This window comes from Nocardia sp. CA-290969, from assembly GCF_050936135.1.
Taxonomy (GTDB): Bacteria; Actinomycetota; Actinomycetes; order Mycobacteriales; family Mycobacteriaceae; genus Nocardia.
The window spans coordinates 2,180,936-2,197,935 of sequence record NZ_JBNJNJ010000001.1; the positions used below are offsets into that span (position 1 = coordinate 2,180,936).

Sequence of the window (17,000 nt, forward strand, 5' to 3'; positions counted from 1 at the left end):
GAGCGCGGGTCCTGCGTGGTGACGCTGCGCTGCCGCCTCCGGGCCTGACGCGCTCACGCTGTGTTGGTTGGGCGTGTGCGCGGGTCCTGCGTGGTGACGCTGCGCTGCCGCCTCCGGGCCTGACGCGCTCACGCGAAGGCCTCCTTGATGGTGTGCAGATGGGTGCGGCTGTGCGTGGCCGCGGCTTCGGGATCGCGGGCGGCGATGGCGTCGGCGAGGCGTTCGTGCGCGGCGTGGTCCTCGTCCGGGGCGGCCATCGGGCGGATGTGCAGCATATCGATCATCGCGGCCCGCGAACGGGGGAGGAAAGTATCGAACAGCTGGGTCAGGATGTCGTTGTGGGCGGCCACGATAACGGCCCGGTGGAACGCCGAATCGGTATCGACCAGATCGGCGACGGTGCGGCCCTCGGCCGCCCGGACCGTCAGTGCCCGTCGGATTGCCCGGAGGTCGGCAGGCGTGCGCCGGCGCGCGGCCAGCGCCGCGGCCTCGGCTTCGATGGCGATCCGCGCCTCGAGCACCGACGCGATGGTGGCGCGACGCAGCACGATATCCCAATCCTCGGGGACGTCCAGTGCGGTCACGAAGACCCCGGCGCCCTGCCGGCTGGCGAGTACGCCCTTGCCCGCGAGGACGCGGATCGCCTCACGCAGTGTCGAGCGCCCCACGCCGAGCTGGGCCGCGAGGGTTGTCTCGCCGGGCAGCCGATGCCCGAGCGGCCATTCGCCCGCACGGATCCGCGCCAGCAGTAGATCTGCTGCTTGCTCCGCCAATGGGTGACGTCTTACCTGAATAACCATCCGAGCCTCGCTACTTGTCTGAGGAGTCGTGTACAGTCTGCCATATGTCGCAGCAGCTTCTCCTCGGCCGCCACGGCGGGGCCTGAACGATCGGCCGCCCCGCCGTGGGGTCGTCGTCGGCCGATCACCGTTTTTCCGTGACAGCCGGACGATCAGGAAGGTTCGGGGCGACTCCCCATGACCACCACGCAGACATACCCCACCATCGACACTCCCGCCGGCGCGATTCCCGGCGGCGCGCCGGACTGGTACCGGCAGCGGCGATCGCAGATGCGGTCGTCGCGGTATCGCGAGATCTTCGACCGCGTAACCGTTCCCGCTCAGGACAGGCTGTGGCCGAGCGCCCGGATCCGGCAGGCCCCGCTGTGGGTCCCGGTGGATCTGCGCGACGGTAACCAGGCCCTGGCCGAACCCATGGATCCCGGTCGTAAGCGCCGGTTCTTCACCCTGCTGGTGGCCATGGGGTACAAGGAGATCGAGGTCGGCTATCCGTCGGCCTCGCAGGCCGATTTCGATTTCGTGCGGGTCCTGGCCGATACCGGTATCGCACCGCCGGATGTCACGCTGGTCGTGTTCACCCCCGCCCGGCGCGATCTGATCGCCCGGACGGTCGAATCGGTGCGCGGGCTGGACAACGAGGTGGTGATCCATCTCTACACCGCGACCGCGCCCGTCTGGCGCGACACCGTACTGGGCAAGGACGCCCGCGCCGTACGCGAACTGATCCTGGACGGCGCGCGGGAGGTCGCGGAACTCGCCGGTGACCTGCCGCGGGTGCGGTTCCAGTTCTCCCCGGAGGTCTTCAATCAGACCGAACCGGGCTATGTCCTCGAGATCTGTGACAGCGTCACCGAACTGTGGCGGGCGAGCCCGCAGCGCCCGGTGACCCTGAATCTGCCGGCCACGGTGGAGATCGCGACACCGAACGTCTACGCCGACCAGATCGAATACATGCACCGCAACCTGGCCCGCCGCGACAGCGTCATCCTGTCGGTGCATCCGCACAACGACCGCGGTACCGGTGTGGCCTGCGCCGAACTGGCGGTGCTGGCCGGTGCGCAACGGGTGGAGGGCTGCGTCTTCGGCAACGGCGAACGCACCGGCAATGTCGATATCGCCACCCTGGCCCTCAATCTGCATGCCCAGGGCGTGGATCCGATGATCGATTTCTCCGATATCGACGAGATCCGCCGCACCGTCGAATACTGCACCCGCCTGCCGGTGCACCCCCGGCATCCCTACGTGGGGGATCTGGTGCACACCGCTTTCTCCGGGACCCACCAGGACGCGATCAAGAAAGGTTTCGCCGAACATCGCGAGCGGGCCACACGCACCGGCCGCGCGGAAAGCGATATCGAGTGGCGTGTCCCGTATCTGCCCATCGACCCCGCCGATATCGGCCGCGGCTACGAGGCGGTGGTCCGGGTGAATTCGCAATCGGGCAAGGGCGGGATCGCCTATCTGCTCGACACCGAACACGGCCTGGACCTGCCGCGCCGCCTGCAGATCGATTTCGCCCGGCAGGTGCAGCGGCATACCGACGGTTCCGGTGCGGAGGTGAGCGCCGCGGAGCTGCGCGCCCTGTTCGACGCCGCGTACCTGGACACCCCGGAACCGACGGATGCGCAGCTGAAGGATCTGCGGGTGACGGGTCCGGCGGAATCCCCGGTGATCGAGGTGGAACTCGTGGTCGGGGGTTGCGCACACGGGAGTACCCATGAGGGCAACGACGAGGTCTCCGCCGTGGTGTCCGCACTCGAACAGGCCGGCCGGACGATCGAGGTACTGAGCCTGACTGCGCACCCGGTGGCCGAGCACGCGATCGCCTATCTGGAGTACCGGCGCCACGGCCGGACCGAATGGTCGTGTGCGCGCGCCGATTCGATCTCCGCGGCCCGGGTGGCGGCGGTGGTGCGGGCCGCCGGACTCGCCGATCACGGATGAGGTTCCGGGTTCGTCCGCCGTGGTGACTACGACCGGCCGGGGCCGCCCCGGCCGTCGCCGTCAGTCTCCGGTCCGGCCGTCGACTCTTTCACGCAGCAGGTCCGCGTGACCGTTGTGCCGGGCATACTCCTCGATGAGGTGCAGGTACACCCAGCGGAGGCTGTACTCGGTACCGGCCGGATGCCGGCAGCGGTGGTCGAGCGAAAGTTCGGCCACCGCCGCGTCTGCCAGCCGGATCTCCTGCCGGTACACGGCGAAATCGGCGGCGGGGTCGGCGGTGCCGACATTGTCGAAATCGCCGTTCGGGTCGGCCTCGGCGCAGTACAGATAGCCGAGCCGCTGCCCGGCCGCCGTGCCCCGCAACCAGCCGCGCTCCACCTCGGACATATGGCGCACCAAGCCGTGTAACGACAGCGCCGAAGGTGGTACCGCGCGTTGTTTCAACTGCGCGGCACCGAGCCCGGCGCATTTGGCGAGCAGGGTCTGCCGGTGGAAGTCCAGCCAGGACTGCAGCATCGGCCGCTCCGGCCCGGTGGGTACGGTCTCGATCCGGTCGATCTCGGGCGCGATCCAGGTCACCACACCGAACTTAGCGGCACTCGGATTCGCCCGGCACCCCTTTTCCGGGCGCGCGAGCGATGATCAGAACCAGCTTTCGGCCATATCGAGGGTGGTGGTGTCCAGATCGGCCAGCAGATCGAGTTGTGGTCCCGTGCGGGGGAGTTCGTGCCGGAAGAAGTAGCGCGCCGCGTGGCGTTTGCCGTCGTAGAAATCGCCCGTGCGGCCGTGCGCGGCGACTACCTGGTCCAGCCAGATCCAGGCCACGACGTGGTGGCCGAAAGCCTCCAGGTACACCGAGCTGTTGGCGAGCGCGACCTCGATATCACCGGCGGCGAAGAGGCTGCCGGTGACCGCGATCAGGCGGTTCCAGGTCTTCTCCAGCCGGTCGGCGAGCTCGGCGGGGTCACCGCCGAGCTCGTTGGCGCTGGTCAGGGTGGCGCGGATACGGGTGTCGAGTTCGCGCAGGCTCGCCCCGCCCTGCTGGGTGACCTTGCGGCCCAGCAGGTCCAGGCCCTGGATGCCGTGGGTGCCCTCGTGGATCGGGTTGAGGCGGTTGTCACGGTAATGCTGTTCGACGTTGTATTCGCGGGTGTAGCCGTAGCCGCCGAGTACCTGGATGGCCAGATCGTTGGCGGTCAGGCACCACTGCGAGGGCCAGCTCTTGGCGATCGGGGTGAGGATGTCCAGCAGCAGGGTGCGGGCGCGGCGTTCGTCGTCCGATTCGGCGGTGTGCTGTTCGTCGATGAGCCGGGCGCAGTACAGCACGAGGGCAAGGCCGCCCTCGGCATAACTCTTCTGCGCCAGCAGCATCCGTTTCACATCGGCGTGCTCGATGATCGGGCGCTGCGGGGACGCCGGATCGGCGGCGCCCTTGGTGCGGCCCTGCGGGCGGGTGCGGGCGTAGTCGAGTGATTCGAGGTAGCCGGTGTAGCCGAGCGCGGCGGCGACCAGCCCCACTCCGGCGCGGGCCTCGTTCATCATGTGGAACATGTATTTCAGGCCCTGGTGCGGTTCGCCGACCAGATACCCGATCGCACCCGCGGACCCCTGCGGTGTCCATTTCCCTTCGCCGAAGTTCAGGACCGTGTTGACGGTGCCGCGGAAACCCATCTTGTGGTTGATCCCGGCCAGCGCCACATCGTTGCGTTCCCCGAGTGTTCCGTCCTCGTTCACGAGGAACCGCGGCACCACGAACAGCGAGATCCCCTTGGTGCCCGCCGGGCCGCCGGGAATCTTGGCCAGCACCAGATGCACGATGTTCTCACCGAGTTCGTGATCGCCGCCGGAAATCCACATCTTGGTGCCGGACACCCGGTAGGTGCCGTCCGCCTGGGGTTCGGCACGGGTGACGATATCGGCGAGCGAGGAGCCGGCCTGCGGCTCGGACAGACACATGGTGCCGAAGAACCGGCCCTCCAGCATGGGCGGGACGAAACGCCGCACCAGATCCTCGCCGGCGTGTGCGATGAGCAGATTCGCGTTGCCGATGGTGAGCAGGGGATAGGCGCTGGTGCCGGGGTTGGCGGCGTGGAACCAGGCGAAGGCGGCCTGCGCCACCGCGGCGGGTAGCTGCGCGCCGCCCAGGTCCGCGTCCATGGCCGCCCCGACCATGCCGGCGTCGGCGAAGGCGGTGAGTGCCGCCCGGACCTCCGGGATGATGGTGACCGTATCCCCGTCGAAGGTGGGTTCGCGGGTGTCGTTGAGTTTGTTGTGGGTGGCGAAGTATTTGGTGGCCAGCTGCTCGCTCAGCTCGAGGACGGCGTCGAACGTCTGGCGCGAATGGTCGGAGAAGCGCGGTCGCCGGGTCAGGTCTTCGACATCGAGCCATTCGTAGAGCAGGAACTCGAGGTCGCGCCGGGACAGCAGAGTAGACCGCATAACCACCCTTTCGGTACAAGTTGCCGTCAGAGTATCAAATAACGGCACCCGGGCCGCCACTGCGGCCGCGCTGCCCGAGCGTACTGTTCGCGGCCCCCGGGGGCGTGGATATCGCGCGGGCGGCCACCCTCCGGCCCCGCGATGGGCCGATCACTCCGGCAGTGCCGCCGCAGTGATCGGCCCGCGGGACCGGTCAGGCGGTGTGCAGTGCCGCGCGCAGCACCGAAACGGCCTGGGCGACCGCGGCTTTCGCGGCCTGGGTGGCGTGCATCGAATTGACCATCACGAAATCGTGGACGATACCGCCGTAGCGGGTCTGCACCACCGGGACGCCGGCATCGCGGAGCTTGCCGGCGAAGGCCTCGCCCTCGTCGCGCAGCACATCGGCTTCGGCGGTGATGACCAGCGCCGGCGGCAACCCGGCGAGCTGATCGCGGGTGGCACGCAGCGGGGACACGGTGATCCGGGCCCGGTCGGCCTCATCGGTGGTGTACTGATCCCAGAACCACTTCATCCCCTCCCGGGTCAGGAAGTAGCCTTCGGCGAACTGCCGGTAGGACTCGGTGTCGAAGGCCGCGTCGGTGACGGGATAGAACAGGACCTGCTGGGCGAAGGTGATATCGCCGCGTTCCTTGGCCATCAGGGTCAGCGCGATGGCCATATTGCCGCCGACCGAATCCCCGGCGACCGCCATCCGTGCCGGGTCGAGCCCCTTCTCCGCCCCGTGCGCGACCACCCACTGCGCGACCCGGTAGGACTGTTCGTTGGCAACGGGGTAACGCACATCGGGCGACCGATCGTATTCCGGGAAGACCACGGCGGCCTCGGTCCCGACGGCGAGGTCGCGGACCAGGCGGTCATGGGTGTGGGCGTCGCCGAAGACCCAGCCGGCGCCATGGGTGTAGACGATCACCGGAAGCGGGCCGGTGGTGCCGAGCGGTTTGACGATCCGCGCGCGCACCGAGCCGGTCGGTCCGCCCTCGACGGTGATCCACTCCTCGTCGATCTCGGGCTTGTCGATCGGAGTGTCCTGTACCGAATCCACCGCCTTGCGACCCTCCTCCGGCGGCAACTGGTAGAGGAACGGCGGCTCGGAGGTCGCGTCGACGAAGTCCTGCGCGGCCTGTTCCAGGGAGATGTTCAGCGGGTTTCCGGCCATTGTCGGATGCCTTTCGTGGGTGTGTTCGGGATGCGGTGGGAGACGTTCAGGCGAGGTCGTCGAGAGCGCCGGTGATCACGCCGACGACCTCGTCGGGGTGGGTGTGCATGACCAGATGCGGCGCGTCGACCTCCACGATCCGGCGCAGCGCGGCCCGGCGGTAGCCGAACCGCTCGACCTCGGGGTTGATGGTGCGATCAGCGGTGGAGACGATTCCCCAGCCCGGCGTGGTCTTCCAGGCCGCGACGGTGGCGGGCTCGCCGAAAGCGGCCGCCGAGAGCGGTCGCTGCGAAACCGCCAGCACCCGAGCCGTGCGGGGATCCAGGCCGGCCGCGAAGATCTCGGGAAAGGCGGTGGGGTCGACGGTGACGTCGGTTCCCGGCTCGCCGGTATCGGTGGGATAGGGGGTGTAGACCAGGTGCGCGGCCAGGTCGGAATCCGGGAAGCTGCCCTGCAACTGTCCGAGGCTCTCGCCCTCCTCGAGGGCGTAACCGGAGACGTAGACCAGTCCGGCGACATTGTCCGCCGCCCCGGCGACCGTGATGACCGCACCGCCGTAGGAATGCCCGGCCAGCAGCACCGGCCCGTCGATCCGTTCGACGAAAGAGGCGATGTAGGCGGCGTCGGCGGCGAGGCTGCGCCCGGCGACCGGGGGTGCGAGGACCGGGTATCCGCGCGCGAGCAGTCGCTCGATGACCGGATGCCAGCTGGAGGCGTCGGCGAAGGCGCCGTGCACGAGAACGATCGTTGGTGCGGGAGGCATGGAAGCTCTTCTCTGTGGCGGGTGGCGCGTGTCGGTGCGCCGCCTCCAGCATCGCCGCGGCAGTTCCCGGCGCGCCCCTCTCTACCGGCCGTGAAACCCCCCGATCAGGACGCCGCCGCGGCGATCGCGACCTCCGGGTCCGCTACCGGACGCGTGGAACGGAAGCGCTGCTGGTACTTGCGCGGCGAGACACCGATCCGGGCGACGAACGCTCGCCGCAAAGCCTCGCTGCTGCCGTACCCGGCGGCCGTCGCGGCCTCGGTGACGCTGTGGCCGGCGTGCAACATATCGCGGGCGATGCCGAACCTGATGAAGGCGACGTATTCGGCCGGCGAGTGTTCGAGTTCGGCCCGGAAGAGCCGGGTGAGGTGCCGGACGCTGACCCGGGCGTGGTCGGCCAGGGTCTGGACCGTATGCGGGAACGCGGGGTCCGCGCAGATCAGGTCGACTGCCTTGCGAACGAGGGGGCTACGGGGTACCGGCCCGCTCAGCGAGGCCGAGAACTGGGATTGCCCGCCCGCGCGCTGCATATAGACCACCAGCAACTGGGCGACCCGGCGGGCGATATCGGCGCCGTGGTCCTCTTCGACGAGTGCCAAGGCGAGATCGATACCTGCCGCGACACCCGCGGAGCTGTACAGATTGCCGTCCCGGACGAAGATCGCGTCCGGTTCCACCGTGATCGCGGGGTAGCGGCGGGTGAGATCGGCGGCGAACTTCCAGTGCGTGGTCGTGCGCCGGCCGTTCAGCAAGCCGAGTTCGGCGGGCACGAAGGCGCCGCTGCAGATCGAGGCGAGCCGGCGGGTGTTCCAGGACAGCTGCCGGGCCGCCGCCAGCAGCTCCGGGGTGACGAACTTCGACGGCGGTAGTTCGCTACCGGGTATGACGACGGTATCGAACCGGCCCGCCGCGGCCGCCGCGGCGTGCACCTCGATGCGGGCGCCGATCGAGGTCTGCACACCGGTGCCGTCCGGGGAGAGCAGGACCACCTCGTATCCGGGTGCGGCCTGGTTGGCCTCGATGAACACCTCGGCCGGGCCCACGAAATCGAGCGTTTTGACACCGTCGAAGACGAGGATGCCGATTCGGCGGCGGGGCGATTGCGCACCATCAGAGACCATGCGGCAGAGTATTCTGGAGCCGCGACTCCATAACAAGCGGTGTGGGCGATATCGCAGGACGATTGGTACGGTGAGCGAATGGGACGGCCCCGGCAATTCGACGAGGCACAGCTTCTCGACGCCGCCACAGACCTGTTCTGGTCACAGGGTTTCGACGACACCTCGGTCGGGGATGTCTCGGCGGCGACGGGCGTCGGCAACGGCAGTATCTACGCCGCGTACGGCAGTAAACGCGGCCTGTTCCTGGCCGCCTTCGAACGGTACTGCGATCAGCGCGCCCGCTTCGTCCGCGATACCGTGGTGGCCGCTCCGGGATCTGCCCGCGACGCGGTCCGCGCGCTGTTGTTCGCGATCATCGACGACTGTGCCGCGCAGCCGGATCGGCGCGGCTGCCTGATGCTCAACAGCATCGCCCAGCTGGCGCTGCGGATACCGGAGGTCGTCACCATCGGCAGCCGGACGACCTCGGCCATGGAGCAGGGCGTCGCCGAAGGGCTCGCGCATCGCGGCGATATCGACCCGGCCGTCCTCTCGGCACACAGCGCCGGTGTCGTGGTGATGGCCCAAGGCCTCATCCAGTTGAGCCGTCTCGGCACCCCCACCCGGCGATTGCGCGAAATCGCCGCGGTATCGGGCCCGGCAATGCCGGCGGGCGCACCGGTCGCGTAATCACCGGCGGTGAGGTGCGGCTCGCGCCCGCTCCTCTCGTCCCATGCGGGTGCCGCGGAGTGCGCGAACGTCACACACCCCGCGGCACGGCGGCGGCAGATCGCCCTGGTGTCAGGCGCTGTCGTCCCGGGCCAGCAGCGCCAGGATCGCGGCGGCCATCGCGGCCGGATCGCCGTCTTCCGGGCGCAACACCAGCTCCGGCGCCGGCGGTGCCTCGTAGGGATCGTCGATACCGGTGAAACCGCGGACCTCCCCGGCCCGGGCCTTGGCGTAGAGGCCCTTGGGGTCGCGGGCCTCGCACACCTCCAGCGGAGTGTCCACGAACACCTCGAGGAACGGGATTCCGGCGGCAGTGTGGACGGTGCGGGCGCGCTCGCGGTCGGCCCGGTACGGGCTGATGAGCGAGACGATGGCGATGGTTCCGGATTCGGCGAAGAGCCGGGCCACTTCACCCACCCGGCGGATGTTCTCGGTCCGGTCGGCCGCGCTGAATCCCAGATCGGAGTTGAGTCCGTGCCGCAGATTGTCACCGTCGAGCAGGAACGCCGGCCGGCCCGCGGCCACCAGGCGCCGCTCGAGCTCCACCGCCACCGACGATTTCCCGGACCCGGACAGCCCGGTGAGCCAGACGGTGTGGCCGCGGGTGGCGCGCTCCGAACGATCCACCGCACTGGAATGCCAGACCACCCGCGACGAGGGGAGGCTGGGGCCGGTGATCATCCCGGCGCCGACCGTATCGCCGGTGGTGTCGTCGACGAGCAGGAAGCTGCCGGTGGTGCGGTTGCGCCGGTAGGGGTCGAAGTGCAGTGCCTGCCGGGTACGCAGCTGTACCCGGCCGATCTCGTTGAGCGACAGCGACGTGGCGTTCTCGTCGCGGTGCAGGGTGTTGACATCGAGCCGGTAATCGAGCGAGCGGATCTGCGCACCGACGCTACGGGTGGTGTGGCGGACCGTATACGAGGCGCCGGGACGCATACTCGCCTCGTCGCTGAACCAGCAGACCATGGTGTCGAGATCACGGCTGGTCTGCGCGCGGTTCGCCGGCCGGCAGAGCATATCGCCGCGTCCGATATCGAGTTGATCGGCAAGAGCCACGGTGACCGCCTGCGGCGGGAACGCCTGGTCGAGCGGGACACCGCCGGGCCCCCAGATGCCGGTGACCGTCGTGGACAGACCGGACGGCAGCACCGTGATCTCGTCGCCGGGCGACCACACACCGCTGGCGATCGTGCCGGCGTAGCCGCGGAAATCCGGGGTGTGACTGCGGATCACGTACTGCACCGGCAGCCGGGCATCGATCAGGTTGCGGTCGGAGGCGATATGTACCTCTTCGAGGTGGTGCAGCAGCGGAGTGCCCTCGTACCAATCCATGGTGGTGCTGCGGTGCACGATATTGTCGCCGTGCAGCGCCGACATCGGGATGAAGGTCAGATCCGCGATCTGCAGCCGGGAGGCGAAACCCGCGAATTCCTCGCGGATCTCGGCGAATCGCTGCGCCGAATAGTCGACCAGATCCATCTTGTTGACGCACAACACCAGGTGCGGAACACCCAGCAGCGAGGCCAGGAAGGCGTGCCGGCGGGTCTGCTCCACCACGCCGTGCCGGGCGTCCACCAGGATCAGCGCCAGATCGGCGGTCGAGGCGCCGGTGACCATGTTCCGGGTGTACTGCACATGGCCCGGGGTGTCGGCGATGATGAATTTGCGGCGCGGCGTGGCGAAATAGCGGTGCGCGACATCGATGGTGATGCCCTGTTCGCGTTCCGCTCGTAGTCCGTCGGTGAGCAGGGCGAGGTTCGGGTAGTCCTCACCGCGGTCGCGGCTGGTGCGCTCCACCGCGTCGAGCTGATCGGTGAACAGGGTTTTCGAATCGAACAGCAGCCGGCCGATGAGGGTCGATTTCCCGTCGTCGACACTGCCGGCCGTGGCCAGGCGCAGCAGGGAGCTCATCAGAAGTAACCCTCTCGTTTACGGTCTTCCATCCCGGCCTCGGAGATCCGGTCGTCGGCGCGGGTCGCGCCCCGTTCGGTGACGCGGGCGGTCGCGACCTCGGCCACCACCTCGGCCGGGGTCGCGGCGGTGGATTCCACACAGCCGGTGCAGGTGGCATCACCGACGGTGCGGAACCGGACCAGCGCCTCGCGCGGTTCCTCGCCGTCGAGCAGGGTCAGGAACCGGGTGTGGGCCAGCAGCATGCCGTCGCGCTGGACCACCGGCCGCCGATGGGCGTAGTACAGCGGCGGCAGATCGATACCTTCGGCCGCGATATAGCTCCAGATATCGAGTTCGGTCCAGTTCGACAGTGGGAAGACCCGGATATGTTCGCCCGGACGATGTTTGCCGTTGTAGAGATTCCACAGCTCGGGGCGCTGCCGGCGCGGATCCCACTGGCCGTACTCGTCGCGGAAGCTGAACACCCGCTCCTTGGCCCGGGCCTTCTCCTCGTCCCGGCGGGCGCCGCCGAAAACGGCGTCGAACCGGCCCTCCCGCAGCGTGCGCAGCAGGGTGGCGGTCTGCAGCCGGTTGCGGCTGGCCCGAGGGCCGGTGTCCTCGGTGACCCGGCCGGCGTCGATATCGTCCTGGACCCGGCCCACGAGTAGCCGCAACCCGTATTTCGTGACGACCTCGTCGCGATAGGCGATCACCTCGTCGAAGTTGTGCCCGGTGTCGATATGCAGGATCGGGAACGGCACCGGGGCCGGCCAGAACGCCTTGGTGGCCAGGTGCAGCATCACCACCGAATCCTTGCCGCCGGAGAACAGGAGGACAGGGCGTTCGAAGGTCGCGGCCACCTCCCGCAGGATATGGACCGATTCGGCCTCGAGTGCGGCCTGATGGGAGAGCTCGTAGGTGCCCGCCGCCGACTTCGTGTGCTGGCTCACGCTTAAAAACTAGAACACGTTTCTATAGATGGTCAATGGTGTCGCGGCCGCTGCCCGCCGGCCGCGGCGGTGACCGCGTCGGCCGCGTCGGCCAGAGCGGTACCGCGCCGGGCGATCTCGGCGCCGGTGATCGAGGCGCCCACGTACATGGTGAGCACCAGTTGCTGGCGGCCGTCCGCGTCGTAGGTCGGTGCCGCCAGCAGGCTCACCGGATGCTCCTTGCGGGGCCGCAGATCCGCCCCCAGGTAGACGCGCTCGCCGAGGGTGGTCACCAGTTCCGCGACGGCGGTGCGCAGCTCATCGGGCATTTCGTGGCCGGCGACGCCCGCCAGCATGGAGTACAGCTGCCGGCCCGCGCCGGTCATGCTCTCCACCAGGTACCCGCGCTCGCGGCATTCCGCGACGAGCCGGCGCAACCGGGTTTCGTCCTGATGCAGCGGCACCGTCGGCGGGGTCGAGAGCCAGGCGTCGAACGCCGCGTCGGTATCCCACAGCACGTACATCAGGCCGACCGGCGGCGCGAAACGGTAGGTCGCCCCGACCCGCACCATGGCCGGGCCGGCGCTGTCCAGGACGCTGATCCGTTCCCCGACCACCGCGGACGCGGTGCAGGTGGTGGCATATTTCGCGCTGAGTCGTTCCAGTTCGGGGTGGGCGAGGGCGGCGATGGCGAAACTGTCCTGGGCGACCCGGCCCGCGGCGATCAGCGCCGGCCCGGGTCCGTATTCGCGAGTGCGTGGATCGCGGACGAGATAGCCGGCGGCGGTGAGTTCGGTGAGGATGCCCAGGCAGGTGGGTTTGGCCAGGTCCAGGTCGCGGGCTATTTCGGAGAGCCCGGCGCGGCGGCCGCGGCGTGCCGTGAGGTAGTCGATCACCTGGATCACCCGCTGCGTCGGGGCCGAGCGCCGCCCCACCTCGCGTACCTCTGCCGGACCGGCAACCATTGACCACTCCTAGAACAAGTTCTAACCTTCCCTGTATCAGAATGTACCAGGTCGGTACATATATGGAACACCGGGAGTATCGTGCTGACTCAGCCGTTCGCGGACGCGATCGCCGCCGCCGAGGAAATCATCAAGAGCGCCCCCCATATCCGCACCGAACAGGATCTGGCCGAGGGCTACGACTACCTGGCCGGCAGTATCCGCGCCGCCGTCCAGATGTCGTGGGCGTTCGAGAAGGATTTCCCGTACTTCGTGACCTCCACCGGGCCCTACACCAAGATGGGCCTGGACAACCCGGACACCCTCTACTGGCACGCCAATCTGCGCCCCGACGCGGAATACGTGGTCACCGGCACCCGCGGCACCACCCGCGACCTCAGTTTCCAGGTGCTCAACGGCAACTATTCGCCCACCGAGGTGCCCGGCGGGGAAACCGCCTTCGACGATCGTTCCATCGATATCGCCGCCGACGGCACCTATGAGCTGACGCTGGGACCCGGCACCGGCGGGCGCAACCATATCCAGCTCGCCGCCGATTCGACCATGCTCGCGGTCCGCGAGGTCTTCGGCGACTGGGCGAACGAGAAGGCCGGCACCGTCCGGATCCGCCGGGTCGATACGACGGGTAGCGCGCCACCGGCCGTCACCACCGATCTGATGGCCAAACGGTACGAGGTCGCCGGGAAGATGCTGGTCTCCCGGCTGAAGACCTTCCTGGCCTTCCCCGAGTGGTTCTACCTGAACCTCCCGGTCAACACCATGACCGAACCGCGGCGCACCCCCGGCGGGCTGTCCACCCAGTTCTCCTCGGTCGGCCACTACGAACTCACCGGCGACCAGGTGATGATCCTGACCGTGCCGAAATCCGACGCCCCCTACCAGGGCTTCCAGCTCGGCAGCATGTGGTACCTCTCGCTGGACTACATCAACCACCAGACCAGCCTCAACGCCGATCAGGCGAAGGTCGATCCGGACGGCATGATCCGGCTGGTCATCAGCGAACGCGACCCCGGCCTGGTCAATTGGATCGAACGTACCGGGCACGACCGGGCCTATCTGCAGTTCCGCTGGCAGCGGCTGTCGCGGGAACTGAAACCCGAGGACGGCCCGGCGGTGGAGCTGGTGTCGTTCGACGAGTTGCCCGCCCGGCTGCCCTACTACGAGGAATCGCGGATCACCCCGCAGGACTGGAAAGCGCGGATCGCCGGCCGCCAGGCCGCGGTGGCGGAAAGGATGCTGGGCTGATGCTGTTGCGGGACAAAGTGGTGGTCGTCTCGGGTATCGGCCCCGGGCTCGGCCAGGCCATCGCGGTACAGAGCGCGAAGGCCGGAGCCAAGGTGGTGCTCGCCTCGCGCACCGAGAAGCGGCTGCGCAAGGTCGCCGCCGTCATCGAGGAACTGGGCGGACAGGCGCTCGTGGTACCGACCGATATCACCGACGACGCGGCGGCACAGGAACTGGTGCGTGCCACCGAGGCGGAATTCGGCCGGGTGGACGCGCTGGTGAACAACGCGTTCGCCATGCCGCCGATGGCCGACCTCGCCGAGGTGGCCATCGATGACCTGCGGGCCAGTTTCGAAACCAATGTGTTCGCCGCACTGCGGCTGACCCGGCTGTTCGTGCCCGCACTCGCCGAGAACAACGGGTCGGTCGTGATGATCAACTCGGCGGTACTGCGGCACTCCCGGCAACCGTACGGCCCGTACAAAATGGCCAAGACGACGCTGCTGGCACTCGCGCAGAGCCTGGCCACCGAGCTGGGGCCACGCGGTATCCGGGTGAATTCGGTGGCGCCCGGCTGGATCTGGGCCGACACGCTGAAATGGTATTTCGACTATCTGGCGAAAGAACGCGGGATCACGGCCGAGGAGGTCTACACCGAGACCGCCGCGGATATCGATCTGCGCCGGCTGCCCGAACCCGACGAAATCGCCGACGCCGTCGTCTTCTTCGCCTCCGAGATGTCCCGCGCGATCACCGGCACCTGTCTCGACGTGAACTGCGGCGAATTCCACCACTGAGGAGAAACCACACATGATCGGCAGGGAAGACGTCGGCACGATCGACGATCTGCACGCCTCCGCCACCAAGGTGATCGGCCTCGACGATTTCGGCGCCGACGACTACCGCACCGGCCTGTCGGTGCTGCTCGAATCGTTCGAACGCGATGCCGAACTCACCCCGTTCGGCAACAAGGTCAACCGCGCGTTCCTGCGCGGCGCGCTCATCGCCCGCGCGCTGAGCGAATCGGGCTGGAAACAGTATCCGCAGCACGCCGACGTACCCATCGAGCGCCCGATCTTCGTGACCGGGCTGCCGCGCTCGGGAACCACGGCCGTGCATCGCCTGCTCACCGCCGACCCCGGCCATCAGGGTCTGGAGATGTGGCTGACCGAGATGCCGCAACCGCGCCCGCCCCGGGCGACCTGGGCGGACAACCCGGTGTTCCAGCAGCTGCAGGCCGGCTACGAGAAGCACCATGTCGAACATCCGGAATTCATGGGCGTGCACCATATTTCGGCCGACCAGGTGGAGGAGTGCTGGCAGCTGCTGCGGCAGTCGGCCATGTCGATCTCCTACGAATGCCTGGCCTATCTACCGGGTTACTCGGAATGGCTGCGGGAGCAGGACTGGACCCCCGCCTACGCCCGGCACCGCCGCAATCTGCAGCTGATCGGGCTCAACGATCCGGATCGCCGGTGGGTGCTGAAGAATCCGAGCCATCTGTTCGCGCTCGACGCGCTGCTCGCCGTGTACCCGGACGCCCTGGTGATCCAGATGCACCGGCAGCCGCGCACCATCGTGGCCTCGGTGTGCAGCCTGAACGAACAGGCGACGGCGGGCTGGTCGGAGAAATTCCGCGGCCCGGTGGTCGGTGAGGCGCAACTCGAGCTGTGGTCGCGGGGCGCACGGACCTTCCTCGCCGATCGCGCGAAACACCCCGCGGCGCAGTTCTGCGATGTGTACTACGAGGATTTCGTGACCGACCCGCTCGCCACCGTCGAGCAGATCTACGACCACTTCGGTATCGAATTCACCGAATCGGCACGGTCGGAGATGGCCGCGCTGCACAGCGAATCCACCTCGGGCGCCGCGCGTCCGGCGCACAAATACTCGCTGGCCGATTTCGGCCTCACCGCCGACCAGGTCGACGAGGCATTCGCTCCCTACCTCGCCGAGCACTATCCCGGCGGCAACCGCAAGTAACGGGCCGCGCGGAGAGCGGAACACGTCTCCGTTGTCCGCGCGGTGAGCGGGGTCGCCCCGTGACAGCGGCCCCGCCGCGCCCGCCATGTTGTGGTCACTCCGGGACTGCCCGCCGGGTCCGCGGCGAAGTCCGGTGAACTCGGCCGGCCATACGGCCCGGCAGCGGCCGGCGTTCCGGTCGGTGCCGGGCGGTTTCCGGCCGGAGCCGCCGTCCGGACGGCATCCTCGTCCGGCGGCGGCCCGCCGGACGAGGGGCCTCTCGGCCGGCCCGGCGGAAGGGCGGCGCGTTCCGGTGTTACGGCTGGCCGGGCTTCAGCACGATGAACAGGCCATGCGCTTCGGCACAGAGCAACTCACCGTCGTGCAGGGTGGCCTTGATCCAGACCTTGCGGCCCTCCTGGCGTTCGCCCCAGGCACGCAACTGCAGTTCTTTGTTCAGCGGCGTGATCGCCCGGTAGTCGACGGTGAGCGATGCCGTCCGGGTCACCGACCCGGAATACAGCGAGCCCGCCAGACCCATCAGATCGTCGAAGCCCAGCGAGATGTACCCGCCGTGCGCCGCCGCATTGCCGCCGAGGTGGAAGGTGCGGTAGGTGATCCGGGCCTCCACACCGTCGGGTTTCGCACGATCCACGCGGTAGGGCGGCAGAGTCACATTGCCGCGCGACGGGAGATCGAACCGGGTCCAGCCCGGGGCGTCCCATTCCTCGTGCACATGGGCGGCCAGCCGGTCGTTGAGTTTCTCCAGGATGCCCGCCGCCTCCTGCACCAGATCGTCGGGCGGTACCGCCAGCCGGGCCCGGTCCATGAGCGTGCGCACCTGCTCGACGAACTCACCGTAGTGCGGTCCGCCGCGGCTGGTGTCCACCGACCGGACCTGATCCATCAGCTCCGACATCGGCCGGAATCCGCCCTCGTGGTGCTCGGCGCTGGGGAGTGCGTTCCCGGCCTCGTCTTCGCTCATGAGAACACGTTATCGTTCCCGCCCCGGGTGCCGGTCCACAGGGGCGCCCGGGACCACCCTGCCGCCGCGCGTCCCCGCCCTGCTCGGACCACGTAGGCTGCCGGATAC

General features: G+C 68.5%; 15 protein-coding genes. 5 read left to right on the plus strand and 10 right to left on the minus strand.

Annotated elements, in window-relative coordinates; translation table 11 throughout:
* Window positions 1-128 precede the first annotated feature (128 nt).
* Window positions 129-800, minus strand: coding sequence for a FadR/GntR family transcriptional regulator (locus ACQEVO_RS10185; protein WP_432911402.1), 672 nt, complete (start codon window positions 798-800; stop codon window positions 129-131).
* Window positions 801-1,070: 270 nt separating this feature from the next.
* Here ACQEVO_RS10185 and ACQEVO_RS10190 point away from each other — a divergent pair, with 270 nt between their 5' ends.
* Window positions 1,071-2,744, plus strand: a complete 1,674-nt coding sequence (locus ACQEVO_RS10190; protein ID WP_432922528.1) for a 2-isopropylmalate synthase — start codon at window positions 1,071-1,073, stop codon at window positions 2,742-2,744.
* A 60-nt stretch (window positions 2,745-2,804) separates the two neighbouring features.
* Here ACQEVO_RS10190 and ACQEVO_RS10195 read toward each other — a convergent pair whose 3' ends face one another.
* The 5 genes from ACQEVO_RS10195 to ACQEVO_RS10215 form a co-directional block, all read right to left on the minus strand.
* Window positions 2,805-3,323: a DinB family protein gene (locus tag ACQEVO_RS10195; RefSeq protein WP_432911404.1), complete on the minus strand. Its 519-nt coding sequence runs from the start codon at window positions 3,321-3,323 to the stop codon at window positions 2,805-2,807.
* Between the two features lie 63 nt (window positions 3,324-3,386).
* A complete protein-coding gene (locus ACQEVO_RS10200; RefSeq protein WP_432911406.1) occupies window positions 3,387-5,183 on the minus strand; it encodes an acyl-CoA dehydrogenase in 1,797 nt (598 codons plus the stop codon).
* Between the two features lie 193 nt (window positions 5,184-5,376).
* A complete protein-coding gene (locus ACQEVO_RS10205) occupies window positions 5,377-6,342 on the minus strand; it encodes an alpha/beta hydrolase (protein WP_432911408.1) in 966 nt (321 codons plus the stop codon).
* A gap of 46 nt (window positions 6,343-6,388) precedes the next feature.
* Entirely contained in the window at window positions 6,389-7,105 is a 717-nt protein-coding gene (locus ACQEVO_RS10210; RefSeq protein WP_432911410.1) for an alpha/beta fold hydrolase, read from the minus strand.
* 104 nt (window positions 7,106-7,209) lie between these two features.
* A complete protein-coding gene (locus ACQEVO_RS10215; protein ID WP_432911412.1) occupies window positions 7,210-8,226 on the minus strand; it encodes a GlxA family transcriptional regulator in 1,017 nt (338 codons plus the stop codon).
* 78 nt (window positions 8,227-8,304) lie between these two features.
* Here ACQEVO_RS10215 and ACQEVO_RS10220 point away from each other — a divergent pair, with 78 nt between their 5' ends.
* Window positions 8,305-8,895, plus strand: coding sequence for a TetR/AcrR family transcriptional regulator (locus ACQEVO_RS10220; protein WP_432911414.1), 591 nt, complete (start codon window positions 8,305-8,307; stop codon window positions 8,893-8,895).
* A gap of 111 nt (window positions 8,896-9,006) precedes the next feature.
* Here the strand turns inward: ACQEVO_RS10220 and cysC are convergent, their stop codons facing one another.
* Genes cysC through ACQEVO_RS10235 form a run of 3 tightly spaced genes read right to left on the minus strand, consistent with a single transcriptional unit; the run spans window position 9,007 to window position 12,721 of the window.
* Complete coding sequence (gene cysC / locus ACQEVO_RS10225; protein ID WP_432911416.1) at window positions 9,007-10,845, minus strand: adenylyl-sulfate kinase; 1,839 nt, start codon at window positions 10,843-10,845, stop codon at window positions 9,007-9,009.
* Complete coding sequence (gene cysD / locus ACQEVO_RS10230) at window positions 10,845-11,777, minus strand: sulfate adenylyltransferase subunit CysD (protein ID WP_432911419.1); 933 nt, start codon at window positions 11,775-11,777, stop codon at window positions 10,845-10,847. Before cysD ends, cysC begins: the two co-directional genes overlap by 1 nt.
* Window positions 11,778-11,809: 32 nt before the next feature.
* Window positions 11,810-12,721 (minus strand): helix-turn-helix domain-containing protein, encoded by a 912-nt coding sequence (locus tag ACQEVO_RS10235; protein WP_432911422.1) that lies wholly within the window; start codon window positions 12,719-12,721, stop codon window positions 11,810-11,812.
* Between the two features lie 81 nt (window positions 12,722-12,802).
* On the opposite strand from ACQEVO_RS10235, the gene ACQEVO_RS10240 reads away from it, so the two are divergent.
* From ACQEVO_RS10240 to ACQEVO_RS10250, 3 genes are read left to right on the plus strand one after another with little or no spacing between them, the layout of a single operon-like run.
* Window positions 12,803-13,966: a hypothetical protein gene (locus ACQEVO_RS10240; protein WP_432911424.1), complete on the plus strand. Its 1,164-nt coding sequence runs from the start codon at window positions 12,803-12,805 to the stop codon at window positions 13,964-13,966.
* Window positions 13,966-14,742 carry an SDR family oxidoreductase gene (locus ACQEVO_RS10245; protein ID WP_432911427.1) on the plus strand — a complete coding sequence of 259 codons (777 nt, stop codon included), beginning with the start codon at window positions 13,966-13,968 and terminating at the stop codon, window positions 14,740-14,742. The genes ACQEVO_RS10240 and ACQEVO_RS10245 overlap by 1 nt, the downstream gene beginning before the upstream one ends.
* Window positions 14,743-14,755: 13 nt before the next feature.
* Window positions 14,756-15,928, plus strand: coding sequence for a sulfotransferase family protein (locus ACQEVO_RS10250; protein ID WP_432911429.1), 1,173 nt, complete (start codon window positions 14,756-14,758; stop codon window positions 15,926-15,928).
* Window positions 15,929-16,223: 295 nt separating this feature from the next.
* Here the strand turns inward: ACQEVO_RS10250 and ACQEVO_RS10255 are convergent, their stop codons facing one another.
* Window positions 16,224-16,892 (minus strand): PaaI family thioesterase, encoded by a 669-nt coding sequence (locus ACQEVO_RS10255; RefSeq protein ID WP_432911432.1) that lies wholly within the window; start codon window positions 16,890-16,892, stop codon window positions 16,224-16,226.
* Window positions 16,893-17,000 lie beyond the last annotated feature (108 nt).